Genomic DNA, 26,480 nt, shown 5'->3' on the forward strand with positions numbered 1-26,480 from the left:
ATTTGTCGATTCCCCCCGGGAAGGCCGTCACCCGTCGCTCCGGCATCCGAATTGTCGGACGTGCCCTGACCTGCGCCGTGTTCGCGCTCGCCGGTCTGCTCTTCTACATCAGCGCCCAGACCGCCCGCGGCACCGACCTGCGGACCGACAACTCGCTGCTGAGCCTCGGCGACGTGATCCGCCAGCGCAGCTCGCAGAACCAGCAGGCGCAGGCCCAGCTGGCCGACCTCCAGGCCCGGGCGCAGGAGCTCACCGAGCAGCAGGGCCACGACCCCGCCGACGCGGCACAGCTGGGCGGCCTGCGGCTCGGCGCGGCCCTGGAGCCGGTGCAGGGGGCCGGACTGACCGTCACCCTCAACGACGCCCCGCCGAACGCCACCGCGCGCATCCCCGGGGTCCCCGAGCCGGGCGTCAACGACCTGGTCATCCACCAGCAGGACATCCAGGCGGTGGTCAACGCGCTGTGGCGGGGCGGCGCCGCGGGCGTGCAGGTGATGGACCAGCGGCTGATCTCCACCAGCGCCGTCCGCTGCGTGGGCAACACCCTGCTGCTCCAGGGCCGGGTCTACTCCCCGCCGTACGTCATCAGGGCGGTGGGGAAGACGGACGCCCTGCGTTCGGCCGTCGAGGCGGACCCCACGATCCGCAACTACCTGCAGTACGTCCAGGCGTACGGCCTGGGCTGGAAGGTCCAGGAGAGCGGTGACCTGACGCTGCCCGGCTACTCCGGCACCACCGAACTCCGCTCGGCGGACTGACCTCGGCCGCGCCGGTGGCGGACCGGCCTCGCGGCCGTTGATCCCGGGTCTACTCTTGACCCCAGTCCGCTACCTAGAGGGAGCACCATGTACGGCTGGATCTGGCGTCATCTGCCGGGGAACACCCTGGTCCGGGCCGTCATCTCGCTGCTCCTGATCCTGGGGATCGTCTACCTCCTCTTCACCTACGTCTTCCCGTGGGCGGAACCGCTGCTCCCCTTCGGTGACGTCACAGTGGACGGCGGCGACGGCGCCTCGGCCGGCTGACCCCGGCGGGCCCGGCACTTCCCCCAGCACCGCATCCCACGGAGACCACGCGCGCATGACCACCCAGTCGAACCCGCCCCGCATCCTGGTCGTGGACAACTACGACAGCTTCGTGTTCAACCTGGTCCAGTACCTGTACCAGCTCGGTGCCACCTGTGAGGTGGTCCGCAACGACGAGGTGACCGTCGAGCACGCCGTCCGCCGGGCGGGGGAGGAGGGCTTCGACGGGGTGCTGCTCTCCCCCGGGCCCGGGTCGCCCGAGGAGGCCGGGGTCTGCATCGAGATGGTGCGCCACTGCGCGGGGATCGGGCTGCCGGTGTTCGGTGTCTGCCTGGGCCTGCAGTCGATCGCGGTCGCCTACGGCGCGGTGGTCGGCCGGGCGCCGGAGCTGCTGCACGGCAAGACCTCGCCGGTCGAGCACGAGGACGGCGGCGTCTTCGAGGGCCTGCCGTCGCCGCTGACCGCGACCCGCTACCACTCGCTGGCCGTCGACCCGGCCACCGTGCCGGACGAGCTGGTGGTCACCGCCCGGACCGTCAGCGGCGTGATCATGGGCCTGCGGCACCGTGAACTGCCCGTCGAGGGCGTGCAGTTCCACCCCGAGTCGGTGCTGACCGAGGGTGGGCACCGGATGCTCGCCAACTGGCTGTCGGAGTGCGGCTTCCCGCAGGCCGTGGACCGGTCGGCCGGGCTCGCCCCGGTGATCGGCCGGGGCTGAGCGGCATGACCGCGGTGCGTCCGGAGGGGCGTTACCAGCCGGAGGCCGGCCCGTACGGGGGCGCGCAGCAGTACGGGGGCGCGCAGCAGTACGACGGCGCGCCGTACGGCGTCGGGGGCGGTAGTGGCCCGTACCCCCAGGAGCACCCGGTCCAGGGCGCGTCCGAGGACGGCTGGGGCGTGTACGAGCAGGCCGAGCAGCCTGTCGAGGGCGGCCCCGAGTACCCGTGGCTGCCCGACCAGACCCTCCAGCTGCGGCTGCCCGTCGACGGCGCCGAGCCGGCCGCCGAGCCCGCCCCGCCCACCGGCGGCCGGGCCGAGCGCCGCCGGGCCGCCCAGGGCCGGACCTCGGTCCGCGCGGGCGGCGGCCGGCGCCGGGCGAAGGGCCGGGGCGCCGGTGGTCCGCACCCCAAGGAGTCCGCGGTCGTGGTGGCCGCGCGGTTCGTCGGCGAGATGTGCATCACCCTCGGCGTGGTGATGCTGCTGTTCGTCGCCTACCAGCTCTGGTGGACCAACGTGCAGGCCGACGAGGCCGCCAGCGGGGCCCGCAACCAGCTGGAGCAGCAGTGGGACGCCCAGCCGCCCGGGGCGGGGCAGCAGGCCCCGGACCCGAACAAGCCCGAGGTGTTCGAGCCCGGCAAGGGCTTCGCCATCATCTACCTGCCCAAGCTGGGACTGAAGTTCCCGATCGCCGAGGGCACCTCCAAGTCGGCGGTGCTCGACAAGGGCCTGGTCGGCCACTACACCGGCACGGCGATGCCGGGCGACCAGTCGGGCAACTTCGCGCTGGCCGCCCACCGCAACACCCACGGCGAGCCGTTCCGGTACATCAACGAGCTAGCCAAGGGCGACAAGGTCGTGGTGGAGACCGCCTTCGGCTACTACACCTACGAGATCACCGGCGGCATCCCGCAGACCTCCCCCAACAACGTGAGCGTGATCAAGCCGGTGCCGAACGGCTCCGGGTACACCGGCCCCGGCCGGTACATCACGCTGACCACCTGCACCCCGGAGTTCACCTCGAAGTTCCGCCTCATCCTGTTTGGCAAACTGATCGAGGAACGGCCGCGCAGCCAGGGCAAGCCGGCCGCGATCACGGGCGGATAGCCGCCCGGAGGCCGGGTTTCGGAGGGGGATCAGCACAGATGCAGGACGACGGGACCACGCGGTCGGCCGAGCCGGCCGAGCCGGCCGAGGAGGCCTTCCCCCCGCCCGAGCAGGACGCCGCGAAGGGCCGTGGCGGGCGGGGCCGGGCGCTGGCCGCACTGGGGGTGTTCGGCGAGCTGCTGATCACCCTGGGCCTGGTGCTCGGCCTGTTCGTGGCCTACTCGCTGTGGTGGACCAACGTCCAGGCGGACCGTTCGGCGGCCGCCGCCGCGGACAAGCTCCGCAGCTCCTGGGCGGCCGGTCCGGCCCCGGGTGCCCCGGGCGGGTCCGGCACCGCCCCCGGGTCGGGCGGGGCGGCCGCGGCGCCGCCCGCGATCGGGGACGACGTGGGCTTCCTGCACGTCCCGGCGATGGGCCGGGACTACCAGGTGCTGATCCGGATGGGCACCTCCACCGCCGTCCTGGACGAGGGCGTGGCGGGCGTGTACGAGCAGCCCTACAAGGCCGCGATGCCCTGGGACCGGACCGGCAACTTCGCGCTGGCCGCCCACCGGGACGGCCACGGCGCCAAGTTCCACGACCTGGACGCGGTCCACAAGGGCGACGCGATCGTCGTCGAGACCAAGGACAAGTGGTACGTCTACAAGGTCGACAACACCCTGCCGGAGACGTCCAAGTACGACACCGGCATCGTCGCGCCCGTCCCGGCGAGCTCCGGGTACACCGCGCCCGGCCGGTACATCACCCTGACGACCTGTACGCCGGTGTACACCTCGCGGTACCGGATGGCCGTCTGGGGGAGCCTGGTGCGGGTGGACGCCATGGACGCCGGGCGCACCCCGCCGCCGGAGCTGCGGCACTCCTGAGGCCCCCTCAGGGCCGATTCCCGCAGACGCCCGAGGGCCCGTCACGGCGATCGTGACGGGCCCTCGGGTCGAAGCGCTGGGAAGGACCGGCCCTCAGAACCACGGGAAGAAGGGCTTAGTGGTCGTTCCCCCCTTTGCCGGGGGGTGTGGTGATGGGGTCGCCCCCTTTGGCCGGATCGGCGGGCCGGGTGAACAGCTGCACCTGGGTGTTCGGGTCCAGCTGGGTGCCGGCGCCCGGGTTGCTCTGGACCACGACCGCGTTCAGGTCCTGTGGGCCGCTGATCACGGTGTAGCCCAGGCCGGCCTTGGAGAGCGCGGCGATGGCGTCCGACAGCTTGGCGTTCTGCAGCGGCGGCACGGTGGACTTGTCCGGCGCCTTGTAGATCGTCAGGGAGATCTTCGTGTTGGCCGGGGCCTTGGTGTTCGGGGCGATCGACTGCGAGGCGACGGTGTTGACCTTGGTGGGGTCGTTGGTCGGCGTGCTCTTCGACGTGTCGACCTGGAAGCCGAGGGCCTGCAGCTGGTTCTGGGCGTCGTCCTTCTGCGCGCCGACCACGTTCGGGACGGTCTGCTTGGACTTGCCCTGGGAGATCGTCAGCTTGACCGGGGCGCTCGGGTCGGCGGGGGAGCCGGCCGGCGGGTCCTGGGCGATGACGGTGTCCTGCGGGGCGGTGTCGTCGTCCTTGTAGTCGGGGGTGGCGACGTTGGTGAAGCCGGCCGAGGACAGCGCCTGCATCGCCTGGTCCTTGGTCTTGCCGGTCAGGGCCGGCATCTGCTGCTTGGCCGGACCGGAGGACAGCTGCACGGTGATGCGGGCGTCCTCGGAGACCTGGGCGCCGGCCGTCGGGGTCTGGGTGCAGACCTGGTCCTTCTTGACGTTGCTGTCCGGGCAGGCGATCTTGTCGCCCTCGGTGACCGTGAGCTTGGCACCGGCCGCGGTCGCCGCCGTCCTGGCGTCCGCCAGGCTCTTGCCGACCAGGTTGGGCGCCGCCACCTTCGCGGTTCCGGTGCCGTCCTTGCCGCTGAACATCGCCTGGGCCACGAAGAAGGTGCCGACCAGGACCAGCACGGCGGCGACCGCCAGCACGATCCAGGAGGTGTTGCTCTTCTTCGGGCGGTCGTCGCCGCGCCGGCCGCCGCCCTGGCCGTAGCCGTCGTCGTAGCCGTCGCGGCCGCCGCCCTGGGCGCCGGCGTAGGTCTGGCCGTAGCCGTCGTCCTGGTAGCCGTCGTGGCCCTGGCCGCCGGCCTGCGGCAGCAGGGTGGTCGGGCCGCCGCCGGGCTGCTGCGGCAGCACGTTGGTCTGGCCGTACGGGTCGTGCTGCTGAGGGTAGCCGTTCTGGTCGTAGCCGTACCCGGCCGCGCCCATGCCGTAGGCGGCGGCCTGCTGGGCGGCGGCGACCGGGAGGCCGTCGAGGAAGCGCTCGATGTCGTCGCGCATCTCGTCGGCGCTCTGGTAGCGGTAGTCGCGCTCCTTGGCGAGCGCCTTCAGCACGATCGCGTCGATCTCGGGGCGCACCTCGGGGTCGAAGACCGACGGCGGCTGCGGCTCCTCCCGGACGTGCTGGTAGGCCACCGCGACCGGGGAGTCGCCGACGAAGGGCGGCCGGACGGTCAGCAGCTCGTAGAGCAGGCAGCCGGTGGAGTAGAGGTCGGAGCGGGCGTCGACCTGCTCGCCCTTGGCCTGCTCCGGGGAGAGGTACTGGGCGGTGCCGATCACGGCCGAGGTCTGGGTCATGGTCATCCCGGCGTCACCCATCGCACGGGCGATGCCGAAGTCCATCACCTTGACGTTGCCCTGCCGGGTCAGCATCACGTTGGCGGGCTTGATGTCCCGGTGCACGATGCCGGCCCGGTGCGAGTACTCCAGGGCCTGGAGGATGCCGATGGTCATCTCCAGGGCCCGCTCGGGCAGCAGCCGGCGGCCGGAGTGCAGCAGCTCGCGCAGCGTGGAGCCCTCGACGTACTCCATCACGATGTACGGGATGGAGATCCCGTCGATGTAGTCCTCGCCCGTGTCGTACACGGCGACGATCGCGGGGTGGTTGAGGGACGCCGCGGACTGTGCCTCGCGGCGGAAGCGGGCCTGGAACGACGGATCCCGGGCCATGTCGGCCCGGAGCGTCTTCACTGCGACGGAACGGCCGAGCCGGGTGTCATGGCCGAGGTACACCTCGGCCATGCCGCCGCGTCCGAGGACGCCGCCGAGCTCGTACCTGCCGCCGAGGCGACGAGGCTCTTCCATAGTTCCGACCCTCTCCCTCACCCGCCGGTGAGGTTGTGACGTAGGTGTCCCCGCACGCTCTGGGTGACGCCGCGCGCGCCGCGACCGGTTCTCCGGCCGGGCCGTGCGCCGCCCCGCGGGCGGCAACGGGCACACCCGCTGCTGGCGGATACGCTACCGGTCGCACCGCACCGGACCGGAGTCAGCCGTCGGCCGATATCAGACCGGTATCCGGACGGGGGTGCCGATCGTGACCTTCACCTCACCCTCGGACCAGGGGGCGTGCCCCTACTTGCCGAGCGCGGCCTGCATCACCGCCTTGGCGATCGGGGCGGCCAGCCGGCCGCCGCTGATCCCGTCGCGGTTGTCCGAGCCGTCCTCGACCACGACCGCGACCGCGACCGACTGGCCGTCCGGGGTCTTGGCCCAGGAGGTGAACCAGGCGTACGGCAGTCCGGAGTTGTTCTCGCCGTGCTGCGCGGTGCCGGTCTTGCCGCCGACCTGCACGCCCGGGATCTGGGCGTTCTTGCCGGTGCCGTCCTGGACCACCGAGACCATCAGGTCCTGCATCTTCTGCGCGGTGGCCGGGCTCATCGCCTGGGAGAACTGCTTCTCGGTGTGCTTGGAGATGGTGGTCAGCGAGGCCGAGCGCTCCTGGTCGACCATGTACGGCTGCATCAGGCTGCCGTTGTTGGCGATCGCGGCGGAGACCATGGCGACCTGCAGCGGGGTGGCGCGGGTGTCGTGCTGGCCGATCGAGTCCTGGGCGGTGCCGTCCAGGCTGGCGCTGTTCGGGAAGATGCTCTTCTCGGCCCGGACCGGGGTGTCGATGGTGCTGTTGAAGCCGAACTTCTCGGCCTGCGCGCGCATCTTGTCCTTGCCCAGGTCCGCACCGATCTTGGCGAAGACCGTGTTGCAGGACTGGTCCAGCCCGGACTTCACGGTGGCGTTCTCGCAGCGCTCGTTCGGGCTCTCGTTCTTCAGCGGGGTCTGGGTGCCGGGCAGGATGTACGGCTCGGGCGTCGAGGTGGTGTCGTCGATGCTCTGGAACATGCCGTTCTCGAACGCGGCGGTCGCGGTGACCAGCTTGAACGTGGACCCGGGCGGATAGGTGTACTTCAGCGCCCGGTTGTCCATCGGCTTGTTCGGGTCGGCGTTGAGGGCCTTCCAGGCGTCGCCGTTGTCGTTGCCCGCGATGGTGCCCGGGTCATAGGACGGGGTGGAGACCAGGGCCAGGATCGCGCCGGTCTTCGGGTCGAGGGCGACGACCGCGCCCTTCTTGTCGCCCATGGCGTCGAAGGCGGCCTTCTGGACCTTGGCGTTGATGGTCGTGACGACGTCGCCGCCGCGCTGCTGCTCGCCGGTCAGCATGTCCAGGGTGTTGCGGAAGAACAGCCGGTCGTCGGTGCCGGAGAGGACGCCGTCCTCCAGGTTCTCCAGCCCGTTGGAGCCGTAGGCCTGCGAGGAGTAGCCGGTGACCGGGGCGTACATCGGACCGTTGACCCAGGAGCGCTTGTACTTGTAGCGCAGCCCGTTCACGAAGTCGGAGCTGGTCACCGGCTGGCCGCTGACGATGATGTTGCCGCGCGGGTGGGCGTAGCGGTCGTACAGCTGGCGCTTGTTGTTCTTGTTGGAGGCCCAGGCGTCGGCCTGGACGCCCTGCACCCAGTTGGTGCGCACCATCAGGGCCAGGATCAGCACGAGGCAGAAGATCGAGACCCGTCGGATCGGCTTGTTCATCGGGCGGGTCCTCCCTGGCCCTCGGTGGCCGGGGCCGGTTCGACCCCGGGACGGCGGGCGCTGTCGCTGATCTTCAGCAGGATCGCGACCAGCGCCCAGTTGGCGACCACGGACGAACCGCCCTGCGCGAGGAACGGCATGGTCATACCGGTCAGCGGGATCAGCCCGGTGACCCCGCCGGCCACGACGAACACCTGCAGCGCCATCGCCGAGGCGAGCCCGACGGCGAACAGCTTGCCGAAGGGGTCGCGGGCGGCGAGTGCGGTGCGCAGGCCGCGCTGCACCAGCAGGGCATACAGCAGGAAGATCGCCATCAGGCCGGTGAGCCCGAGCTCCTCGCCGAAGGAGCCCAGGATGAAGTCGCTCTTGGCGGCGAAGTTGATCAGCCAGGAGCGGCCCTGGCCGAGGCCGGAGCCGGTCACCCCGCCGGAGCCGAGCGCCATCAGCGACTGGCCGATCTGCTCGGTGGAACCCTTGGGCGGGTTCGCGGAGAAGGCGGCCATCGGGTCGAGCCAGGCGTCGATCCGGACCTTGACGTGGCTGGTGGTGGTGGCCACCGCGACCGCGCCGCCGACCGACATCAGCAGGCCGAACAGGATCCAGCTGGTCCGCTCGGTGGCGACGTAGAGCATCACCACGAACAGGCCGAAGAACAGGAAGGACGTGCCGAGGTCGTTCTCGAAGATCAGGATCAGCAGGCTGAGCAGCCAGATCACGATGATCGGGCCGAGGTCGCGGCCGCGCGGCAGGTACAGGCCCATGAAGCGGCGGCTGGCCAGCGCCAGGGCGTCCCGCTTGACCATCAGGTAGCCGGCGAAGAACACGGTCAGGATGATCTTGGCGAACTCGCCGGGCTGGATGGAGAAGCTGCCCATCCGGATCCAGATCTTCGCTCCGAAGTCCTCCGCCCGGGCCGGGAAGAAGGCCGGCGCGGCGAGCAGCACCAGCGCCACCACCATCGAGATGTAGGTGTAGCGCTGGAGCACCCGGTGGTCCTTCAGGAAGACCATGACGCCGATGAACAGCGTGACCCCGAGGGCCGACCACATCAGCTGGTTGCGGGCCGCCGGGAAGTTGCCGCTGAGCAGGTGGCCGGCCTTGTCCAGCCGCCAGATCATCACCACGCCCAGCCCGTTCAGCAAGGTGGCGATCGGCAGCATCAGCGGGTCCGCGTACGGCGCGAAGCGGCGCACCAGCAGGTGCGCGACCAGCGCCAGCGCGCCCATGCCGAGGCCGTAGCCGAGCATGCCGGCCGGCAGCCGGGAGTCCATCGCCAGGCCCACGTTGGCGTAGGCCAGGATCGGCAGCAGGACCGCGAAGACCAGCAGGGCCAGCTCGGTGTTGCGCCGGTTCGGGGTGCCCTGGGGCGAGATGGTGGTGTTGCCCCGGCGTCGCGGCACGACGCGCCCGGCCGCCGCCCGGCGTCGGCCGCCGGCGGCGCGGTCGCTGTCACCGCTCAGGTTGTAGCTGCTCACGTGGTGACCGCTCCCTGCCGGCCGGCGGCCCCGCTCCGGGCGGACCTGTGTCGGATCGCGGACGTCACGGCTTCGGGCAGGCCTCGGCCCGGGTGCGTTCGTCCTCGCTCAGCTGGGGCTGCTGCGGGGGCTGGGCCTGGTCGCTCGGCGCGCCGGCCGCCGGAGGGGTGGCGCTCTGCGTCGGAGCGGGCGTGGCCGGGGTGCTCGCGCTCGGCGAGGCGCTGGGCGCGGCCGCGGGCGGGGTGCGCTTCTCCCGCTCGCCCGGGGTGACCGGCGTGGCAGCCACGAAGCCGGTCCTGGTGGCCTGGGCCGGCTGGGCGGCCTGGGTGCTCTGCGGGGCCGCGCCGGCGGCCCGCTGGCACAGGTTGGCCCAGCCCACGAGGTCCCCGACCGTCTTCTGGGCCTCCTGCAGGCTGCCGACCGAGATGGTCCGGCTCACCTGGGTGCGCTGGTCCTGCGGCAGCCACTTCAGCGGCGCGTCGCTGTGCGACTCGTGCACCGACGACAGGCTGAGCCCGGCCAGGTTCTGGTTGATGCCCTGGTAGATGGCGACGTGGTCGCCGTCCTCGCCGATGTAGTACTGGTCCTGGGTCCACTGGTAGCCGAAGTACCCGGCGCCGCCGAGCAGGCCGAGCGTGACCAGGACGACCAGCGGGACGGTCAGGCCCCGGCGCTTGCGCCTGGAGGGCCGCTCCTCGTCGAACTCCTCGGTGCCGTACACCGACGGCTCGCCGGGGTAGCCGTAGCCGCCCTCGTCCTCGCCCTCGTAGCCCTCGGCGGGGCCGAAGCCGCCCTGGGCGGCGTCGTAGCCGCCTTCGTAGCCCTCGGCCGGGCCGAAGGCGCCCTGCGGGCCGCGGCCCAGGCCGGCGGCGCGGCCGGCCGGGGTGTCGGCGATGGAGTGGTCGGCGGCGGTCGAGGACGGCGGGGTGTCGGCGACCGCGCCGACCACCACCGGGACGTCGTTGAACTGGCCGCTCATGGTGTCCGTGGCGCCGACGTCGATGACGTCCGCCACGATGCAGGTGATGTTGTCCGGACCGCCGCCGCGCAGGGCGAGCTGGATCAGCTCCTGCACGGTCTGCTCGGGCGAGTAGTAGCTGCCGAGGGTGTCCTGGAGGGTCTGGTGGCTGACCGGGCCGGAGAGGCCGTCGGAGCAGATCAGGTAGCGGTCGCCGGCCCGGACCTCGCGGATCGACAGGTCGGGCTCGACCTGGCCGCGGCCGTCCAGGGCCCGCATCAGCAGCGAGCGCTGGGGGTGGGTCTCGGCCTCCTCGGGCGTGATCCGGCCCTCGTCGACCAGGCGCTGCACCCAGGTGTGGTCCTGGGTGATCTGCACCAGCGAGCCGTCGCGCAGCAGGTAGGCGCGGGAGTCGCCGACGTGCACCAGGCCCATCCGCTGGCCGGTCCACAGCATGGCGGTCAGGGTGCAGCCCATGCCCTCCAGCTGCGGGTCCTCCTCGACCATCTGCCGGAGCCGGTCGTTGGCGCCCTGGACGGCGTCGCCCAGCAGGGTCAGCAGGTCGGCGCCCGGCACGTCCTCGTCCAGGCGGACGATCGAGCCGAGCACCTCGGAGGACGCGACCTCGCCGGCCGCGGCGCCGCCCATGCCGTCGGCCACGGCCAGCAGCCGCGGCCCGGCGTAGCCGGAGTCCTCGTTCCCCTCCCGGATCAGTCCCTTGTGGGAGCCGGCGGCGAAGCGCAGCACCAGGGTCATGCGACCTGTGCCCCCCTCTGGGTCATGGACGGGATGCTGTCCCTCATGCGCTACTACTTCCGCAGTTCGATGACGGTCCTGCCGATACGGATCGGCGTGCCCGGCTGGAGCGGGGTGGGCGCGGTCAGGCGCTGCCGGTCCAGATAGGTGCCGTTGGTGGAGCCTAGATCCTCGACCGTCCACTGCCCAGTCTGATCCGGATAGATCCTGGCATGCCGGGAGGACGCGTAGTCGTCGTCCAGCACGATGGTGGAGTCGTGCGCGCGGCCCAGGGTGATGGTCTGGCCCTGGAGCGCGACCGTGGTCCCGGCCAGCGAGCCCTGGACCACCACGAGCTGGGTCGGGGCGCCGCGACGGCGGCCGCCGCCCTGGGTCTGGCCCGCGCCGTTGCCGGCGGGGGCGGCGGGTGCCGCCGGACGTCCCGGTGCCGCGGTGGAGGCCGCGCCGCCGCCGGACGCGGTGGCGGCGCCGCGGCGGGAGGTACGGGGGTTCACCTTGGTACCGAACAGGTCGCTGCGGATCACCTGGATCGCGACGATGACGAACAGCCACAGCACGGCCAGGAAGCCCAGCCGCATGACCGTGAGGGTCAGTTCTGACATGACCGTCCCGCCAGTCGGTGAGCGAGGCGCGCGAACAACTCGGACACTACCCTTCGACCTGCCGGTAGACGATGGTGGTGGAGCCCACGACGATTCGGGAGCCGTCGCGGAGCGTAGCGCGCTGGGTGTGCTGCCCGTCCACCACGATGCCGTTGGTGGAGCCCAGGTCGAGGACCATCGAAGGTGTGCCGGGGCGGATCTCGGCGTGCTTGCGGGACACCCCGGGGTCGTCGATGCGCACGTCCGCCTCGGTCGAGCGGCCGAGGACGCAGGCCGCGCCGGTGATCTGGTGGCGGGCGCCGTTCACCTCGATCCAGCGGCGGACCGAGGCGCCGTGGCCGGCACCGGGGAAGTTGCGGACGTTGCCACCGGCCGGCGGGCCCGCGGGCATCGCCGGGGGCGCGGGCGGCGGCGGAGGCGCGTTGTACTGCCCGGCGCCGCCCTGCTGCCACGGTGCGCCGGGGGCCGGCGCGGCCGGCTGGCGGTCGTAGCCGGGCTGCTGCGGCTGCGGCGGGGCGTACTGCTGGGGCTCCTCGGAGGCCAGCGTGCGGCTGCGCACCCGGTACAGGCCGGTGTCCAGGTCGTCGGCCTTCTCCAGGTTCACCTGGAGCGGGCCCATGAAGCTGTACCGCTGGGCCTCGGCGTACTCGCGGACCATGCCGGCGAGCTCGGCGCCGAGCTGCCCGGAGTACGGGCTGAGCCGCTCGTGGTCGTGCGGGCTGAGCTCCACGATGAAGTCGTTCGGCACGACGGTGCGGTCGCGGTTCCAGATGCTCGCGTTGTTGTCGCACTCGCGCTGCAGAGCGCCGGCGATCTCCACGGGTTGGACCTCGGACTTGAACACCTTGGCGAAGGTGCCGTTGACGAGACCCTCCAGCCGCTGCTCGAACTTCTTCAGCATCCCCATGGGGCACCCCCTTCCAGGGTTCGTTCGCCTGCCTGCCGTCCGGATCCCCTCGGGGAGCGGTTCTCCGGGGAATCGGTCGTGCCTACTTGCGGTACTTCCGTACTGATCGTATCCACGCCGGGCCCTTCCGTACGGTTCCCGGACCGCGTGGTGCCGGGGGGTGGGCTCGGACACACAGGGTGACGCATTTCGGGTGCGGCACGCCAGGTGTGTCCACCGGAACCGCCCGCGCCGTTCGCCCACCCGTTCGTCGGGCACCCGTTCGCGATGCGGTTGGTCTCCCCGGGGAACGGATTCGGAGCTGCCCCCCAGGTCGTGCTACTGTTTTCCACGTCGGAAGGGCCGCCCGGAAGGGAAGCCGGACCGAGGAAGCGCGAAGGGCCACATGGTACCGGCGGTTCCGAGGATCGGACGGCAGAGAAGACAACACCCATGCGCGGGTGGCGGAATAGGCAGACGCGCTGGATTCAGGTTCCAGTGCCCGAAAGGGCGTGGGGGTTCAACTCCCCCCTCGCGCACAGCGAAGCCCCGCAGATCTTCGGATCTGCGGGGCTTTCTTGTTGCCCGCTCGCCCCGGCCGGGCCCGGGCGCCGGGAACGACGGCTCAGGAGCGGGTGGCGGGGAGCTCGGCGCGGACCTCGAAGCCGCCGTCCTGGGTGGGGCCGGCGGTGAGGGTGCCTCCGAGCAGCTGGGCCCGTTCGCGCAGGCCGACCAGGCCGTGGCCGCCGCCCGGCAGTGTCTCGGCCGGGTGGACCGGCGGCGCCTCGTTGCGGACCTCGACCCGCAGCCGACGGCCCTTCGCCCGGACCTTCACGTACACCGCGGCCTCCGGCGCGTACTTGGTGATGTTGGTCAGCGCCTCCTGGACGGTCCGGTACGCGGCCCGCTCGACCGCTTCCGGCCACGGGCGGTCGCCCGGGTTCAGCTCGGTGTCGGCGGCCAGGCCGCTCTGCTCGATCAGCCGCGGCAGGTCCGCCAGCCGGGGCTGGGGGGCGAGCGGGGCGTCCGGGAAGGGGCCGTTGGCGGTGCCGCGCAGCACCCCGACCATCTGGCGCAGCTCGTCCAGGGTCCGTACGGACAGCTCGCGGATGGTGCGGGCGACGCCCGCGGCGGCCGGGTCGGCGGTGCTCACCTGGAGCGCGCCGGCCTGGATGCTGATCAGGCTGACCTGGTGCGAGACCACGTCGTGCATCTCCCGGGCCAGCCGGCCGCGCTCGCTGATCAGCACCCGCTCGGCGAGCAGCCGGCTCTCCCGCTCCTGGCCGCGGGTCAGCTCGTCCAGGCGGGCGGCCAGCTCCCGCCGGGTGCGGGAGAGCAGGCCGGTGGCGGCCGGGCCGGCGGCCAGCATGACGGCCTGGATGGCGTCCAGGGCGGTGTTCCGGCTGAGGTCGATGACCGGGTTCGGCAGTGGCCAGTGGAAGAAGGAGACCAGGGTGAAGAGGGAGGCGCACGGGAACAGCACCCTGGCACCGGGGCGCTCGGTGGCCACCGTGTAGACGGCGGTGATCGGGGCGAGCCAGATCGCCTCCACCCAGGTGCCGGGCATGGTGAGCAGCAGCACCGTCGCCGGGAAGCGGCGGCGCCAGAACAGTGCGACGGCGGCCAGCGTGGAGAGCGCCATCTGCCACCAGGTGGCGTCCCGGGCCACCAGCGCGGTGTCCAGCAGGGAGTACAGGACGGGCACCAGCAGCGTCAGCCAGGGGGCGGTGCACCAGGCCGGCAGCCGTCGGGACGGCAGCTGGTCGGCGGTCGTCATGCCTCGTCGCCGGGCTTGGGCCGCACCAGACCGGCCCGATGGGCGAGCACGGCGGCCTGCACCCGGTTGGCGGCGCCGAGCTTGCCGAGGATCGCGCTGATGTGGTCCTTGACCGTGCCGGTACCGAGGAAGAGCCGGTCGGCGATCTCGGCGTTGGACAGGCCCTCGCCGAGCAGCGCGAGCACGTCGAGCTCCCGGCCGGTCAGGGTGCGGGCCAGCGCGGTGGCCTCGGCGTCCGGGCCGCCGCCGTCCACGTAGCCGCCGATCACGGTGCGGGTGACGGTCGGGGAGAGGATGTTGCCGCCCGCGGCGAGCACCCGGACCGCGTGCACCAGCTGCTCGGGGGCGGTGTCCTTGAGCAGGAAGCCGGCCGCGCCGCCCCGCAGCGCGGTGCCGATGTACTCGTCGGTGTCGAAGGTGGTGAGCATCGCCACGGCGGGCGGGTCGGGCAGGGCGCGCAGGCGGCGCAGCACCGAGATGCCGTCGAGGTCGGGCATCCGGATGTCGAGCAGCACCACGTGCGGGCGCAGCCGCCGGGCGTGCTCCTCGGCCTGCCCGCCCGAGCAGTCGCCGACCACCTCCAGGTCGGGGGCGGAGCCGACGATCAGGCCGAGGCCCGAGCGGACCAGGATCTCGTCGTCCACGATCAGCACGCGGGTGGTGGTGATGGTGCCTCCTCGGTTCGGGCGGCCGGGTTCGGTCGGTCCGCGGGGGTCGCTGTTGAGAGTAGGGGTAGGCAGGGCGGGTCGCCGAACGCATGGGGGGTATGGACCCCCGCCGTTCGGCGGGGGTGGGAATCCGCTACCCGGTTCACGTAATTCTCAGGAATGGTGCGGAACCATGGAGTTGGCTGCCCTTTCCGACCTGCCGCTCGACGCGGGCGGTCGGCGGGCGGGGGTGGTCGGTCAGTCCGTCGGGCCCGTGCGGGCGCCCGGCGCCGGGCCGTTGCGGATGCGCCCCACCATCTGATCGTTTGGAATTGAGCTGTGTCGTCCACTGTGAAGTCGGAGCCGTCCGCCACGTCCGCCGGGCCACGACCCGTCGGCGTGCTCGACCGCTGGCGCCCGAGGGCCGCCGCCGCCTCCGTCTGGTACCTCAGGCTGCTGGCGCTGCTGAACGTCACCACGGTGCTGCTGGTGCCGTGGCGCAACCAGGTCTCCGAGCACAACGAGGGTGAGTACTTCACCCCGTACATGATGACCGCCGGGCTGGCGGCCGCGGTGCTGTCGGTCTTCCTCGCCGTCGCGATGCGGCGTCGCAAGCGGGCCGCGTGGATCTTCAACATGGCCCTCGGCAGCGTCTTCGCCCTGTTGTACCTGGCGGCCATGGTGCTGCCCGGCGAGCACTTCAACAGGCACCCGCTCAACTACTTCTCCACCGTCCTGACCTGCCTGTTCGTGCTGGCGCTGCTGATCGGGCGCAAGGAGTTCACCTCCAAGGGCGACCGCTCCAACCCGAAGACCGCGGCGGCCACCTTCGTCGGCGGGCTGTTCTTCGGCGGTGCGGTCGGCGCGCTGCTGGTCTGGCTGACCAACGAGCTGAACGGCGCCGGCTGGTGGGACCTCTTCCGCTACTCGGTCGGCCGGATGATCACCGTCACCCCGTCCGAGCACCTGCGCTCGGTGATCGCCGCCCCGACCTGGGTGAACGCCGCGATCAACGCGATGGGCGCGGTGCTCTTCCTGCTGGTGCTGTACGTGGCCTTCCGCAGCCCGCGCGGCAAGGAGCTGCTCACCCCCGAGGACGAGGCGAAGCTGCGCGGCCTGCTGGACAAGCAGGGCGAGCGGGACTCGCTGGGCTACTTCGCGCTGCGCCGGGACAAGGCGGTGATCTTCTCCCCCAGCGGCAAGGCGGCGGTGACCTACCGGGTGATCGGCGGGGTCTCGCTGGCCTCGGGCGACCCGATCGGCGATCCGGAGGCCTGGCCGGGCGCGATCGAGGCCTGGCTGTCCGAGGCCCGGGAGCACGCCTGGGCGCCGGCCGTGATGGGCGCCTCCGAGGAGGCCGGGGTGATCTACGCCCGGCACGGGCTGGACGCGCTGGAGCTGGGCGACGAGGCGATCGTCGAGCTGGACGAGTTCTCCCTGGACGGCCGTGCCATGCGGGTGGTCCGGCAGGCCTACAACCGGGTCAAGCGGGCCGGGTACACGGTGCGGATCCGCCGCCACGAGGACATCTCCGAGGCGGAGATGGCCGAGCTGGTGGCCAAGGCCGACGAGTGGCGCGACGGGGCGACCGAGCGCGGCTTCTCGATGGCGCTGGGCCGGCTCGGTGACCCGGGCGACGGCCGCTGCGTGATGCTGGAGTGCAGCGACGGCGAGGGCGAGCTCAAGGCGCTGCTGAGCTTCGTCCCGTGGGGCCCGGACGGGCTCTCGCTGGACCTGATGCGCCGGGCCCGGGACACCGAGAACGGCCTGATGGAGTTCATGGTGATCGAGCTGCTGCAGCGCGCCGAAGAGGTGGGGCTGAAGCGGGTCTCGCTGAACTTCGCGATGTTCCGCTCGGTCTTCGAGCGCGGTTCGCGGCTGGGCGCCGGCCCGGTGCTGCGGCTGTGGCGTTCCGTCCTCGGGTTCTTCTCGCGCTGGTGGCAGATCGAATCGCTGTACCGCGCGAACGCCAAGTACCGGCCGATCTGGGAACCGCGCTACCTGCTGTTCGAGAAGAGCAGCGAGATTCCGCGGATCGGCATCGCCAGTGCCCGTGCCGAGGGTTTCATCGTGGCGCCGAGCCTGCCCGCCCTGTTCCGCCGCCGGCACGCCGGAACCACCGTGGTGGCGCCCCGGGTTCCGGTGGCGGCGCGGGACGGGAAGGGGTAGCCCTCCGTCGGGGGGCGGAGGGGGGCCGGCGGCCGGGGGTGTACCTAGGGCCAGTGTCACTGGGGCACCTAGGGCCATCGGTCGTAAGGGGGGTCCGGAGGGGGGATTCGTCTCCCTCCTGAGGATGACCTCGATCCCCATCCATGCCGATGTGGATTTGTTAACGGGCTTCTAATGTTGGAGTAGCTGACAAGTCCGGGGATTCGGGAGAAACGGTTGTGATTCACAGGACCCACGCGGGGGGCGTGCGAAAGGGGCCGCTGGCGCTAGCCGGAAAGGCCGCTGTCGCCGAGTGGGGAGCGTTGTACCAGACGGTCCGGGGCGCGGTGGTGCGGAAGAGGTTCGCCGCGTTTCCGCTGGCCACGGGGGCGACGTTTCTGATCCTGCTCTTCAGCGTCGTCCAGCACCTGCCGGGCGGCGAACGCTTCGTCAACCACATCGGGGTGGTGCGGGCCTCGTTGCCGCTCGACCTCTCGCTGCTGCGGACCCCGCTGTCGCTGTACGTGCCGGCCCTGGACCTGCCGGTGTGGGGGGCGCTGGCCCAGGTCTTCGTGGTCTTCGCGATCGCCGAAGTCGTGCTCGGCCGGCGGATGACCCTGGTGGTCGCCTACACGTGCACCCTGGCGGGCACGCTGTTCGCCCGGGTCGGGGTGGCGATCGGTCCGGGCCACTTGTTCGGCTTCCCGAAGTGGGTCGCCTACGTGCGGGACACCGGGCCGTCGGCCGCGGTGGTGGCACTGGCGATCTGCATCGCCTTCCGCACCCGGGCCTGGTTCACCGCCACCCTGGTGGTGGTGCTGATGGTCGGCGAGGCCGTCCTGCTGCCGAACCTGGCCGGCCTGGAGCACGTGGTCGCGGTGATCACCGCGCTGCTGATCGCCGTCTCGGTCGAGGTGTTCGGGGACTTCTGGCCGCGGGTGCTGGCCGGGGTCGGCGCCGCCACCTCGGTGGCCACGGTCGCCTCCCTGGAGGTGGCGAAGGAGGCCCGGCGCCGTCCGGCGGGGGCCGTGATCCCCTGAGGGACGCTCCATCTGGCGTGTCGGCCGCGTACGGGGCGTTGCCCGTACGCGGCCGTCATGCGTGCGGGAGGGGCAGCTCGAACCAGACGACCTTGCCCACCGCCTTGCGGGCGGTGCCCCAGCGTTCGGCGAGCTTGGTGACCAGGGTGAGGCCGCGGCCGGTCTCCCCGAGCTGCTCGGCGGGTTCCAGCGAGGGCAGGTTGTGGTTGTCGTCGCTGACCTCGACCAGCAGCTTGTCCACCCGGATCAGCTGGAGCTGCACCCGGTCCCGGGCGACCCGTACGGCGTTCGTGACCAGCTCGCTGACCAGCAGCTCGGTGGTGTCGCTGAGCGCCTCCAGGTGCCAGGCCGCCAGCTGCTCGCGGACCAGCGAGCGGGCCCGGCGGACCTCGCGGTGGTCCACGGTGAGGTCCCAGGTGGCCACCTCGGAGGGGGCGACCCCGTCGAAGCGGGCCACCAGCAGGGCGACGTCGTCCTTGCGGTCGTCCGAGTGCAGCCGGCGCAGCACCTCGTCACAGGCCTGCTCGGGGCTCTGCTGCGGGTCGATCAGGTTGCCGCACAGCGCCGCCAGGCCGGCTCCTATGTCCCCGCCCCGGACCTCGACCAGTCCGTCGGTGCACAGCACCAGCATCGAGCCGTCCGAGACGTCGATGGTCTTGGCGACGAACGGCACCCCGCCGACGCCGATCGGCGCGCCGGCCGGGATCTCCAGCAGCTCGCCGGTGCCGTCCGGGTGCACCAGGACGGGCGGCACGTGGCCGGCGCTGGCCAGCTCGCAGGTCCGGTTGATCGGGTCGTAGACCGCGTACAGGCAGGTGGCCAGGTGGTCGTCGCCGAGCTTCTGGGCCAGGTTGTCCAGGTGGCGCAGCAGCTGGCCGGGCGGCAGGTCGAGGGCGGCGAGGGTCTGCATCGCGGTGCGGAAGCGGCCCATCGCCGCCGCCGAGTGGATGCCGTGGCCCATCACGTCGCCGACCACCAGGGCGACCCGGCTGCCGGGCAGCTGGATCGCGTCGAACCAGTCGCCGCCGACCTCGGCCTTCGGATCGCCGGGCAGGTAGCGGTGGGCGATCTGCACGCCGGGGATCTGCGGCGGTCGGGTCGGGATCATCGAGCGCTGCAGGGTGGTGGCGACGCGTGCCTCGGCACGGTGCAGCCGGGCGTTGTCCAGCGACAGCGCGGCCCGTACCGCCAGCTCCTTGAGGGTGGCGGCGTCGCTCTCGTCGAAGGGGGCGCGGTCCGGCAGCCGGAGCAGCTTGAGGATGCCCAGCACGGTGCCCCGGGCCGACAGCGGGACCACCAGCATCGAGCGGCCGGAGACCACCGGGGCCAGCCGGGCGCCGCCGAGGGCGATCGCGTAGTCGACGGCGACGTCCGCGCTGACCACCGGGACCAGCACCGGCTGGTTGAGCTGGAGGGCCATTCCGGGCGGGGTCCGGCGCGGCATGCTGACCAGCGAGCCCTCGGCGAGCACGTGGTCCCAGGCACCGCCGGTCTGGTTGAAGACCAGGGCGACCCGGCGCAGCATCGTGTCGTCGTCGGGGCGGGCGACCGGCAGTTCGGAGTCCGAGATCAGGCCGTCCACGAGGTCCACGCAGGCGAAGTCGGCGACCCGGGGGACCAGCACCTGGCACAGCTCGTGAGCGGTGAAGCCGAGGTCCAGGGTGGTGCCGACCTTGCCGCCGACCTCGTTCAGCAGGGCCAGCTGCTCGCCGGCCTGCCCGTTGGTGAGGAACGGGCTCAGTCGGCCGCTCGGCGGCCCCTCGGCACCGGCGGGGGCGGGGACGGCGCCCGGTGGGGCCTGGTCGACGCGGCGCGGCGGGACGCCGGGGGCGGACGACTCGACGGCGGCGGCCTGCTGCTCGATGGTGGCTCCTCCTCCGTGGGGGGACGGGACGGGCGGGGTGCCGGCCGGTCCGCCGAGGACGGCGGCGGGGCGGACGGCCGGGGTGGTCTGCGCGGCCTCGCGGTGTTCCCGGTGCTCGCGTTGTTCCCGCTGTTCCCGCTGTTCCCGTGGAACGGCTTCGCGTTGGGAGGGTAGCGGGCCACCGGGACGGCGGCCGGGTGCGGACTGGTCGGGCTGCGGCGGCGGACCGAGCCGGGCGGCACGCTGCTGGGGCGTCGGGTAGCGGCGGCCCAGGCCGGCGGCCGCGTGGGCGGTGCCGCTCTGCGGGTCCGAGGGCAGCACCGGTAGCACGGTGGCCGCGTCCAGCCGCAGCGCGGGCAGCCCGCCCAGAGCCGCCACCTCCCGCAGCGGGGCCCGGTGGGCGGCGGGCAGCAGCCGGGCCAGTGGCTCGGGCAACTCGGCGGCGGGCGGAGTGAGCGCGGCGGTCAGCCCGTGGAAGCCGCCCCGGGCGGCCGGTGCGGCGGCGAACGGCAGCAGGCGCTCGCCGAGCGCCAGCCGCGGGCCGCCGGTGCGCAGCGGGCGGGCGTCGGCGGCGAGGGCGAGCAGTCCGCCGGACGGGCCGGGCAGCGGGTAGGCCCACCAGAGCACGTCGCGCTGGTGCTCCTCGCGGTCGATCACGGTCAGCCGGCCGGCCCAGGGGCGGCCGGCGGCGGTCAGCTCGGCCAGGGTGTCGAGGGCGTCACAGCGGCGGCGCACGGCGCAGCGCCCGAGCACCCGCGACTCCAGGGCGGGCAGCAGGCCCGAGGCGGGGCGGTCGGTGGCGGCCTCGGCGCGGTGACCGAACAGCTCCTCGGCGGCCCGGCTCCACTGGGCGATCCGACCGGTCCGGTCGACCAGCACGAGGGCGAGCCGGACCAGGGCGGCCACTCCGGCCGGGTGGTCGCCCGGCGCGGTCCGGGCGCCCGCCGGAAGCGGTGTGGAGTTGGACTCGGCCACCATGGATTCGGTCTGCTCCCGCCTGGCCGCCGCGCCTGGAGGCGGCCCTCTCTCCGGAGGAAGGCACGCTGTGCGGATACCAGCGAAGCACGGACCGGGCCGGGCACGACACCGAAACGGGGAGATTCATCAGGATCGGTTGCGTGTCGCGCGCCGCGCGCCGGTTCGTACCCCCGCTTCACCCGGACGGGGCCTTGGAACGCGACGGTAGGGTGGCAGGCCGGGCCGCCCTCGCGGCGGCTCCGCAGGACCCAGTCGGCCGGACGAGACAGAGGCGAGACCGTGAGCGCGCAGAGCCCCGTCCGCTGGACGGACCCGGAGCAGCAGGACCTGGAGGAGCGGGTCGCCGCGGCCGAGCTCGCCTGGCTCAGCATGGACGTGGACGTGCAGACGCTGCGGGTGGAGATCGACAACTTCGCGCTGATCCACCACCAGCTGCTGGGGCCGCTCTACGCCCGGCTGGACGAGCTGGAGGCACTGGTCGCCGAGGCCGTCGCGGCCCGGACCGGGGACCCCGAGGACCTGCGCCGGGCCGCCGAGGCGCGGCAGCGGGTCGAGGAGCTGCCCGACCTGGACGCGCTGTTCGACTCGGTGCGGGAGAAGTCCGGCGAGGGCGCGGAGGAGGCCCCGCCGCCACCCGCCGCGCCGGCCCGGGTGCGCCCCGGCAAGGAGGCCCAGCGGATCTACCGCGAGCTGGTCCGCCGCGCCCACCCGGACCTGACCACCGACGGCGCCGAGCAGCAGCGCCGGGCGGAGTTCCTGGTGCGGGTCAACGAGGCCTACGCGTACGGGGACACCGCCGCGCTGGAGAGTCTGGCCGCCGAGTGGTCCACCGCGCCGGAGGCCGCGCCCGCCGTCGACTCCCCCGACCGACTGGGCTGGCTGCGCCGCCGGCTGGACTGGCTGACAGCCAAGATCACCGAGACCGCCACCGAGCAGGTCCGGCTGGAGCAGACCCCGATGGGGCAGCTGCTCGCCCTCGCCCCGCAGGACCCGGACCGGCTGCTGGAGCAGCTCGCCGAGGAGCTGCTCGCCAAGGCCGCCGCCCAGCAGGCCGAGCTTGAGCGGCTGCTCGGGGCCCCGGACCGCCCGGTGGGCCACAATGGCACCGACCCGAACCGACCCCAGGAGAGCCCCACGATGTTCGCGCAGATCCCCGCCACCGACGCCGCCTCAGTGCCGGCCGACGCCGCCCTGCTGGACGTGCGCGAGCAGGACGAGTGGGACGCCGGCCACGTGGACGGCGCGCTGCACATCCCGATCGGCGAGGTGATCGCCCGGATCGGCGAGCTGCCGGACGAGAAGCTGTACGTGATCTGCCGGGTCGGCGGCCGCTCCGCGCAGGTCGTCCAGTACCTGGTGCAGCAGGGCCGGGACGCGGTGAACGTGGACGGCGGGATGTACGCCTGGGAGGGCGCGGGCCGGCCGATGGTCAGCAGCAGCGGACAGACCGCCTTCGTCCTCTGACGCCGTCGTCCGGCCGGTTCCCCCGCGGTCGGTGACGCCTCGCCGCGCCCGCCGCGTGACGGTTAGGGCAGGATGGGCGCGCGACGCGCCGGTGCGGGCCGGCGGCGCGCCGATCGGGCGGGGAGGCCATGACGGGTACCACGGACCGGGCCGCCCCCGGACGCGTGTGGTCCGGGCCCGCGCAGCTCTTCCTCGGCCTGGCCGCCGCGGTGCTGGTCAGCGGCACCGGGCTGTTCCTCGCCGCGGTGTTCCTGCACGTCGCGCCCGACAACGTGCTCTCCCGGCAGTACCGGGACGAGGTCGACGGCGTGGTGTACCCGGAGTTCGAGCAGAACTGGAAGCTGTTCGCGCCCAACCCGCTGCAGCAGAACGTCAGCCTGGACGCCCGGGTGCGCACCGTCGCCGACGGCGGCGCCACCCGGACCGGGGACTGGACCGGGCTGACCGCGCAGGACATCGCCGCGATCCGGGGCAACCCGGCGCCCAGCCACGTGGACCAGAACCTGCTGCGCCGGGCCTGGGACTTCTACGACGGCTCGCACGACCCGCAGGACGAGAAGCCGACCAACTCGCGCGGAAAGCTCGCCGAGCAGTACCTCAAGCGGATCGCGCTGCAGCGGATCGGCCGGGAGGTGGACGGCGAGCGCGTCCTGGAGATCGAGTTCCGGGTGACCACCGCCACCGTGCCGCCGCCGGCCTGGAGCGGTGAGACCGGGCCGCCGGCGCCCAAGGTGCGGGAGCTGCCGTGGTGGCCGGTCGGGGACGAGGACTACCGGGGGTTGGGGTGAACGAGGCGTCGGCGGTGGAACCGGCCGAGCTCGTGGGGTTCCCGCGGCAGCCGTCCGGTCCGGACGGGCCGCCCGCTCCGGCGCCGCCGCCCGCTCCGGCGCCGCGGCGCGGACCGGTGGCGGCCTTCGGACGGGCGATGGAGACGTTCACCGGACGGGCGCTCGGACGGCACCAGGCCGCGGCGGTGCGGATCGGCTTCGGGCTGGTCTGGCTCGCCTACCTGCTGCGCGAGTGGCCCAACCGGCGGGTGCTGTACGGCGACCGCTCGCCCTGGTCGATGGAACTGGCCCAGCGGCTGCTGGCCGACGACGGGGCGTTCACCGTGCTGCCCTGGTTCGGCGGACGGCTCTGGTTCGAGCTGGTCTACCACCTGGCCGTGCTGGCGGCCCTGGCCGTGCTGCTGGGCTGGCGGACCAGGGCGAGCACGGTGCTGTTCCTGGTCACCGTGCTGTCGCTGCAGAACCGCGACGTGCTGCTCGGTGACGGCGGGGACAACGTCGTCCACCTGATGGCGGTCTACCTGGTCTTCACCCGCTGCGCCGAGGTGTGGTCGCTGGACGCCCGCCGGGCGGCCCCGGGGCGGGGCGGGGTGGTGCTCTGGGCGCTGCTCGGCGCGGTGCTGGCGGTCTGTCAGGCCGGTGACTTCTCCGGCGACAGCCTGACCTGGACCGCCCCGGCCTTCCCCTACCTCGGCTGGGCGCCGCTGTTCTGGGGGCTCTGGGCGGTGGCCGGGCTCTGGTGGCTGCTCGGACGCCTGTGGCCGGCCGGCGAGCCGCGGGCGGTGCTCGACGCGCTGGCCAACATGGTGCACAACTGCGCGATGCTGGTGATCGCCGTCGAGGTGGTGCTGATCTACGCCACGGCCGGTTGGTACAAGGTGCAGGGCTCGCGCTGGCAGGACGGCACGGCGCTGTACTACCCGCTGCACCTGGACTACTTCACCCCCTGGCCGGGGCTGTCCGGGCTGGTCGGCTCGGCACTGTTCCCGGTCTTCCTGATCTCGTACGCCACGGTGGCCCTGCAGGTCGCCTTCCCGTTCACCCTGATGAACCGGCGGGTCAAGAACGTCCTGCTGGCGGTGATGATGGTCGAGCACCTGGGGATCGCGGTGGTGCTCGGGCTGCCGGTCTTCTCGCTCGCGATGGTCGCGGCGGACGCCGTGTTCCTGCCGACCGGCGCGCTGCTCTGGGCGGCGGAGCGGCTCGGGCGGCTGCGGCGGAGGCCGGTGCGCGCACCCTAGGATGTCGGTATGTCCTGGTTCGCTGCCCTTCGTGACACCGCGCGGACCGGACTCACCCTGGACCGGGCGCTCACCGACCCCAAGCGGGCGCTGCGCGGGGCGGTCGCCGTGGCGCTGGTGTTGTTCCCGATCCTGGCGGTCAGCGGGGTCCGGCTGGCCACCTCCGCCGCGATGGGGGCGTTCATCGCCGGAGCGGCCACCTTCCAGCGCAGCTTCCGGCCCCGCGCCAGCCTCGCCGTCGCGGCCGGGATCGGGCTCGGCGTCAGCTCCTTCCTCGGCTACCTGGCGGTCGGGGTGTACGGGCTGTTCCCGGTGCTGCTCGCCGTGTGGGCCTTCGGCGCCGGGCTCGCCTGGGCGATCGGACCGACCGCCGGAATCGTCGCCACCAACACCGTCTCGGTGATGCTGATCGTCGTGCAGCTGCCGGTCAGCGTGGCCACCGCGCTCGGCCACGGGCTGGTCGCCGCTTTCGGCGGGATCGTCCAGGCCGCCGTCATTACCCTCTGGCCGATCGGGAGTTGGACCGCCCAGCGGGCCGCGCTCGCCGACACCTATGCCGAACTCGCCGACTACGCCCGCCGGTTGCGCCAGGACCCGACCGCGCACGTGGACCCGGAACCGTTCATGACCGCCCGGAACGCCTCGGCCGTCACCCCCTGGCAGGACCGCCACCGGCCGCCCGAACTGCGCGGCCTGCGCGGCATCGCCGAACGCATCCGCCCCACCCTCGCCGCGCTCGCCGACCCCAAGGTGGGCGCCCCCGAGGAAGGGCCGGAACGCGACCGCGCCCGCGAGGTGCTGGCGGCCGCCGCCGAGGTCATGGACGCCATCGCCCGGGCGGTCCGCACCGGCGACCCGGTCCGGCTCCCCCGTTCGGCGCCCGCGCTCACCCTGGTCCGGCCGGACGAGGGGCCGCGGCTGCAGGGCGCCGCCCGGCGCTCGGCCCGGCGGCTCGGCGGCCTGCTGCGCAAGGCGGCGGACGCGCTGGAACGCGGTGACGCGGACACCATCACCACGCCCGTGGTCGGAGCCGGCGGGGCGCTGCACAAACCGTCGCTCCTCCGGATGCTGCCGGTCGCGCTGCGAACCGTACGGCGGCAGCTGCGGCCGCGCTCGGCGATCTTCCAGCACGCCGTCCGGCTCGCCGGGGTGGTCACGGTCGCCTACCTGCTGGCCCGGCCGTTCGGGTTCCACCACGGGTACTGGGCGCCGATGACCGCGGCCATGGTGATGCGGCCGGACTTCGCCCAGACGTACAGCCGGGGCGTCGCCCGGCTCGTCGGGACGGTCGTCGGGGTCGTCGTCTCGACGCTGGTGGTGCAGCTGGCCCACCCCGGACAGTGGGTGCTGGCCGCGCTGGCGGTGCTGTGCATCGGCGGGGCGTACCTCGCGTTCCGGACCGGGTACGCGCTGACGACCGTCGGGATCTCGACGTACGTGGTGTTCCTGCTCGGGCTGCAGGAGGGGAACCCGTTGGAGACGGCCTTCGAACGGGTGGGGATGACGCTGCTCGGGGGGTTGCTGGCGTTGCTCACGTACGCGCTGTTCCCCACCTGGCAGACGGCCCGGCTCGGGGAGCGGCTCGCCGAGTGGCTGGCGGCGGCGGGGCGGTACGCGGCGGCGGTCGTCGCCTGCTACGAGGAGCCGGCGACGCCGCGGGGGCGGGTCGTCCGGTCGGCGCTGCTGGACTCGCGGGAGGCGCGGTCGGAGCTCATCCAGGCCATGGAACGGGCGGACGCGGAGCCGGGGCGGCACGAGTCGGGGCTGACCGGGGTCACCCGGCGGCAGCTCGACCGGGCCCGGGCGGCGGTCGGGCACCTCGGGCGGGCGGCGGTGCTGCTGGAGGCGCACCTGCCGGGTGCCGATGCGGAGCCCGTGCCGGGGGCGGCTGAGTACGCGGAGGAGTTGCGGCTGGCCACGGCGTTGGCGGCGGGGGCCTTGTTGACGGGGGGGACGGTGGAGTTCAGGGCGGTGCGGGTGGCTCAGGAGCGGTTGGAGGCGGGGGTGCCGGTGGGGGTGCAGGGGGACGTGGTGCGGGCGGGGACTCGGTTGATCGGGGTGGCTTTGCGGGATTTGGAGCGGGCGTTGCGGGGGAGTGCGGAGCGGTAGGGGGGTGGGGGGTGCTGTTGGGGGGTTGCTGTTGGGGGGTGGGGCTTTCGGGAGGGTGGGTGACGCCGGGG

Annotated in this window: 21 protein-coding genes and 1 tRNA gene; 13 read left to right on the forward strand and 9 right to left on the reverse strand. The window is 73.0% G+C overall.

Annotation, left to right across the window (positions count from 1 at the left end; translation table 11 throughout):
• The first annotated feature begins 2 nt into the window (after window positions 1-2).
• The 5 genes from ACIRVF_RS16855 (at window position 3) to ACIRVF_RS16875 (ending at window position 3,715) form a co-directional block, all read left to right on the forward strand.
• On the forward strand, window positions 3-758 hold the full coding sequence (locus ACIRVF_RS16855) for a DUF881 domain-containing protein (protein WP_402817473.1): 756 nt from the start codon (window positions 3-5) through the stop codon (window positions 756-758).
• 87 nt (window positions 759-845) lie between these two features.
• Window positions 846-1,025, forward strand: a complete 180-nt coding sequence (locus tag ACIRVF_RS16860) for a hypothetical protein (protein WP_030278236.1) — start codon at window positions 846-848, stop codon at window positions 1,023-1,025.
• 55 nt (window positions 1,026-1,080) lie between these two features.
• Complete coding sequence (locus ACIRVF_RS16865) at window positions 1,081-1,743, forward strand: aminodeoxychorismate/anthranilate synthase component II (protein WP_402817475.1); 663 nt, start codon at window positions 1,081-1,083, stop codon at window positions 1,741-1,743.
• Window positions 1,744-1,748: 5 nt separating this feature from the next.
• Complete coding sequence (locus ACIRVF_RS16870) at window positions 1,749-2,849, forward strand: class E sortase (RefSeq protein WP_402817477.1); 1,101 nt, start codon at window positions 1,749-1,751, stop codon at window positions 2,847-2,849.
• Window positions 2,850-2,887: 38 nt separating this feature from the next.
• Window positions 2,888-3,715: a class E sortase gene (locus ACIRVF_RS16875; RefSeq protein ID WP_402817479.1), complete on the forward strand. Its 828-nt coding sequence runs from the start codon at window positions 2,888-2,890 to the stop codon at window positions 3,713-3,715.
• 115 nt (window positions 3,716-3,830) lie between these two features.
• Here the strand turns inward: ACIRVF_RS16875 and pknB are convergent, their stop codons facing one another.
• The 6 genes from pknB to ACIRVF_RS16905 all read right to left on the reverse strand — a co-directional run bounded on the left by pknB (window position 3,831) and on the right by ACIRVF_RS16905 (window position 12,374).
• Window positions 3,831-5,957, reverse strand: a complete 2,127-nt coding sequence (gene pknB / locus ACIRVF_RS16880) for a Stk1 family PASTA domain-containing Ser/Thr kinase (protein WP_402817481.1) — start codon at window positions 5,955-5,957, stop codon at window positions 3,831-3,833.
• A 267-nt stretch (window positions 5,958-6,224) separates the two neighbouring features.
• Window positions 6,225-7,676, reverse strand: a complete 1,452-nt coding sequence (locus tag ACIRVF_RS16885) for a peptidoglycan D,D-transpeptidase FtsI family protein (protein ID WP_402817483.1) — start codon at window positions 7,674-7,676, stop codon at window positions 6,225-6,227.
• Window positions 7,673-9,076 carry an FtsW/RodA/SpoVE family cell cycle protein gene (locus ACIRVF_RS16890; protein WP_402817534.1) on the reverse strand — a complete coding sequence of 468 codons (1,404 nt, stop codon included), beginning with the start codon at window positions 9,074-9,076 and terminating at the stop codon, window positions 7,673-7,675. The genes ACIRVF_RS16885 and ACIRVF_RS16890 overlap by 4 nt, the downstream gene beginning before the upstream one ends.
• 139 nt (window positions 9,077-9,215) lie before the next feature.
• On the reverse strand, window positions 9,216-10,865 hold the full coding sequence (locus tag ACIRVF_RS16895) for a PP2C family protein-serine/threonine phosphatase (protein WP_402817485.1): 1,650 nt from the start codon (window positions 10,863-10,865) through the stop codon (window positions 9,216-9,218).
• Between the two features lie 53 nt (window positions 10,866-10,918).
• Window positions 10,919-11,467 carry an FHA domain-containing protein gene (locus ACIRVF_RS16900; protein ID WP_402817487.1) on the reverse strand — a complete coding sequence of 183 codons (549 nt, stop codon included), beginning with the start codon at window positions 11,465-11,467 and terminating at the stop codon, window positions 10,919-10,921.
• Between the two features lie 46 nt (window positions 11,468-11,513).
• A complete protein-coding gene (locus ACIRVF_RS16905) occupies window positions 11,514-12,374 on the reverse strand; it encodes an FhaA domain-containing protein (RefSeq protein ID WP_402817489.1) in 861 nt (286 codons plus the stop codon).
• Between the two features lie 434 nt (window positions 12,375-12,808).
• Here ACIRVF_RS16905 and ACIRVF_RS16910 point away from each other — a divergent pair.
• Window positions 12,809-12,892: transfer RNA gene (locus ACIRVF_RS16910), tRNA-Leu, on the forward strand.
• Between the two features lie 86 nt (window positions 12,893-12,978).
• Here ACIRVF_RS16910 and ACIRVF_RS16915 read toward each other — a convergent pair.
• The gene (locus ACIRVF_RS16915; protein ID WP_402817491.1) at window positions 12,979-14,130 is read right to left on the reverse strand and encodes a sensor histidine kinase; all 1,152 of its coding nucleotides are present in this window, start codon (window positions 14,128-14,130) and stop codon (window positions 12,979-12,981) included.
• Complete coding sequence (locus ACIRVF_RS16920; protein ID WP_402817537.1) at window positions 14,127-14,777, reverse strand: response regulator; 651 nt, start codon at window positions 14,775-14,777, stop codon at window positions 14,127-14,129. Before ACIRVF_RS16920 ends, ACIRVF_RS16915 begins: the two co-directional genes overlap by 4 nt.
• A gap of 193 nt (window positions 14,778-14,970) precedes the next feature.
• On the opposite strand from ACIRVF_RS16920, the gene ACIRVF_RS16925 reads away from it, so the two are divergent.
• The 3 genes from ACIRVF_RS16925 to ACIRVF_RS16935 all read left to right on the forward strand — a co-directional run bounded on the left by ACIRVF_RS16925 (window position 14,971) and on the right by ACIRVF_RS16935 (window position 17,965).
• Complete coding sequence (locus ACIRVF_RS16925; RefSeq protein WP_402817493.1) at window positions 14,971-15,099, forward strand: hypothetical protein; 129 nt, start codon at window positions 14,971-14,973, stop codon at window positions 15,097-15,099.
• A gap of 17 nt (window positions 15,100-15,116) precedes the next feature.
• Window positions 15,117-16,946 (forward strand): phosphatidylglycerol lysyltransferase domain-containing protein, encoded by a 1,830-nt coding sequence (locus ACIRVF_RS16930; protein WP_402817495.1) that lies wholly within the window; start codon window positions 15,117-15,119, stop codon window positions 16,944-16,946.
• 302 nt (window positions 16,947-17,248) lie between these two features.
• Window positions 17,249-17,965 carry a hypothetical protein gene (locus ACIRVF_RS16935; RefSeq protein WP_402817497.1) on the forward strand — a complete coding sequence of 239 codons (717 nt, stop codon included), beginning with the start codon at window positions 17,249-17,251 and terminating at the stop codon, window positions 17,963-17,965.
• Window positions 17,966-18,020: 55 nt separating this feature from the next.
• Here the strand turns inward: ACIRVF_RS16935 and ACIRVF_RS16940 are convergent, their stop codons facing one another.
• Window positions 18,021-20,807, reverse strand: a complete 2,787-nt coding sequence (locus tag ACIRVF_RS16940; protein WP_402817499.1) for a SpoIIE family protein phosphatase — start codon at window positions 20,805-20,807, stop codon at window positions 18,021-18,023.
• A gap of 279 nt (window positions 20,808-21,086) precedes the next feature.
• Here ACIRVF_RS16940 and ACIRVF_RS16945 point away from each other — a divergent pair, with 279 nt between their 5' ends.
• From ACIRVF_RS16945 to ACIRVF_RS16960, 4 genes are all read left to right on the forward strand, one after another.
• Window positions 21,087-22,271 (forward strand): rhodanese-like domain-containing protein, encoded by a 1,185-nt coding sequence (locus tag ACIRVF_RS16945; protein ID WP_402817501.1) that lies wholly within the window; start codon window positions 21,087-21,089, stop codon window positions 22,269-22,271.
• Window positions 22,272-22,399: 128 nt separating this feature from the next.
• Window positions 22,400-23,059, forward strand: coding sequence for a DUF5819 family protein (locus tag ACIRVF_RS16950; protein ID WP_402817503.1), 660 nt, complete (start codon window positions 22,400-22,402; stop codon window positions 23,057-23,059).
• Window positions 23,060-23,196: 137 nt separating this feature from the next.
• The gene (locus ACIRVF_RS16955; protein WP_402817505.1) at window positions 23,197-24,300 is read left to right on the forward strand and encodes an HTTM domain-containing protein; all 1,104 of its coding nucleotides are present in this window, start codon (window positions 23,197-23,199) and stop codon (window positions 24,298-24,300) included.
• A gap of 9 nt (window positions 24,301-24,309) precedes the next feature.
• On the forward strand, window positions 24,310-26,409 hold the full coding sequence (locus tag ACIRVF_RS16960; RefSeq protein WP_402817507.1) for an FUSC family protein: 2,100 nt from the start codon (window positions 24,310-24,312) through the stop codon (window positions 26,407-26,409).
• The last annotated feature ends 71 nt before the right edge of the window (window positions 26,410-26,480 follow it).

It is taken from the genome of Kitasatospora sp. NPDC101157 (genome assembly GCF_044768255.1).
In the GTDB taxonomy this organism is placed as follows: Bacteria; Actinomycetota; Actinomycetes; order Streptomycetales; family Streptomycetaceae; genus Kitasatospora.

Bases quoted from the DNA above. Each gene is read 5' to 3' on its own strand.
- ACIRVF_RS16860 (WP_030278236.1), top strand. From the start codon at position 846: ATGTACGGCTGGATCTGGCGTCATCTGCCGGGGAACACCCTGGTCCGG.
- ACIRVF_RS16865 (WP_402817475.1), top strand. From the start codon at position 1,081: ATGACCACCCAGTCGAACCCGCCCCGCATCCTGGTCGTGGACAACTAC.
- ACIRVF_RS16870 (WP_402817477.1), top strand. From the start codon at position 1,749: ATGACCGCGGTGCGTCCGGAGGGGCGTTACCAGCCGGAGGCCGGCCCG.
- ACIRVF_RS16875 (WP_402817479.1), top strand. From the start codon at position 2,888: ATGCAGGACGACGGGACCACGCGGTCGGCCGAGCCGGCCGAGCCGGCC.
- pknB (WP_402817481.1), bottom strand. From the start codon at position 5,957: ATGGAAGAGCCTCGTCGCCTCGGCGGCAGGTACGAGCTCGGCGGCGTC.
- ACIRVF_RS16885 (WP_402817483.1), bottom strand. From the start codon at position 7,676: ATGAACAAGCCGATCCGACGGGTCTCGATCTTCTGCCTCGTGCTGATC.
- ACIRVF_RS16895 (WP_402817485.1), bottom strand. From the start codon at position 10,865: ATGACCCTGGTGCTGCGCTTCGCCGCCGGCTCCCACAAGGGACTGATC.
- ACIRVF_RS16900 (WP_402817487.1), bottom strand. From the start codon at position 11,467: ATGTCAGAACTGACCCTCACGGTCATGCGGCTGGGCTTCCTGGCCGTG.
- ACIRVF_RS16905 (WP_402817489.1), bottom strand. From the start codon at position 12,374: ATGGGGATGCTGAAGAAGTTCGAGCAGCGGCTGGAGGGTCTCGTCAAC.
- ACIRVF_RS16915 (WP_402817491.1), bottom strand. From the start codon at position 14,130: ATGACGACCGCCGACCAGCTGCCGTCCCGACGGCTGCCGGCCTGGTGC.
- ACIRVF_RS16925 (WP_402817493.1), top strand. From the start codon at position 14,971: ATGGAGTTGGCTGCCCTTTCCGACCTGCCGCTCGACGCGGGCGGTCGG.
- ACIRVF_RS16940 (WP_402817499.1), bottom strand. From the start codon at position 20,807: ATGGTGGCCGAGTCCAACTCCACACCGCTTCCGGCGGGCGCCCGGACC.
- ACIRVF_RS16950 (WP_402817503.1), top strand. From the start codon at position 22,400: ATGACGGGTACCACGGACCGGGCCGCCCCCGGACGCGTGTGGTCCGGG.
- ACIRVF_RS16955 (WP_402817505.1), top strand. From the start codon at position 23,197: ATGGAGACGTTCACCGGACGGGCGCTCGGACGGCACCAGGCCGCGGCG.
- ACIRVF_RS16960 (WP_402817507.1), top strand. From the start codon at position 24,310: ATGTCCTGGTTCGCTGCCCTTCGTGACACCGCGCGGACCGGACTCACC.